Genomic DNA, 1,117 nt, shown 5'->3' on the forward strand with positions numbered 1-1,117 from the left:
TCGGCCCTGATGGGAGGCGTCTGCCGGGCAACGGGTGGATGGCGCTGCGCCGGCTCGGCTGGGGTGCGGTGCCGCCGGCGGGGGTGGTGGTGTCGGACCGGGTTCGTCGGATCGCCGAGGAAGAAGCCGCCCGCGTTCTGCGTCTGGCGTGCCACCGTCGTGCGATCGTTGCCGCGCTACTGGCCACGTGGCCGGCCGATCCGTCCGCCCGTACCGATGACGAGTGGTCAGCGTTGCGGGCGGCGTTACCCGAAGGAACCGATAGCGCGACGATCCGCAGCCGGACCCGACAGATCACCGGACACATCGACGTGCATGGCGGGCTGCCGGCGGACGTGTGTGAGTTGGAGGGTCCGCCGGCCGTGGCTCGGCAGGTGAGCCTCGCTGCGGCCGACCGGCAACAGGTCGCCGTCGACCGGGTCGGCGACCGCATGGTGCGGGTGTGGTCGCAGCTTCCGATGTGCGCAGCGCCAGCCTCGTACCGCGACTGGGTGTGGCATGCCTTCGACGTGGTGCTGCCGGCGATCGTGCCAGCCGGGGTGAAGGTGTGCACTCCGACGCTGCGTCCCGGCGATGGCAAGGTTCGCGTTGACCTGCCCTGGCAGACCCCGCACACCCCGCCCCGGTTGGACGGCCACACTCGGGCGCTTGGTGTTGACTGGGGTGTGAACACCCTGCTGACCGCGACCGTGGCCGACCTCGACCAGGACGGCACTGTGGTGGTGCAGGGCCGCCCGTTGCGGTTCGACGCGACCGGGGTGTCGGCGAAACTGGTGCGGCTACGCCGTCACCGCGAACACCTCAACACCAAAGTCGACCAATTGACGCGGCTGCGTGACGGCCGGCCTGCCCACGTCCCAGCCGAGGCGGCACTGACTGCGAAGCTTGTCCTCCTGGAGGCCGAGCACTCGGCGGTGTGCGCCCGGATCCGGCATCTCAACAAGGCTCTTGCCTGGTCGGCGGCGCGGTGGCTCGTCGACCAGGCGACCGCGGTCGGCGCGACCGTCATCTACGTCGAGGACCTCGCCACGCTCGAGGGCCGTGGTGGGTCACGCAGCCTCAACCGGCGGATCTCTGGTGCGGTACGCGGCACCGTGTTCACCGCCATCGCCCACCT

At 70.7% G+C, this 1,117-nt stretch carries 1 protein-coding gene; it reads left to right on the top strand.

All coding sequences use genetic code 11. The annotated features are described in order from the left end of the window. Positions 1 to 362: 362 nt before the first annotated feature. The coding region (locus SLP03_RS31395) for a hypothetical protein (RefSeq protein ID WP_319464259.1) at positions 363 to 1,117 on the top strand (755 nt) is incomplete at its 3' end.

This window comes from Micromonospora sp. RTP1Z1, from assembly GCF_033804685.1.
In the GTDB taxonomy this organism is placed as follows: domain Bacteria; phylum Actinomycetota; class Actinomycetes; order Mycobacteriales; family Micromonosporaceae; genus Micromonospora.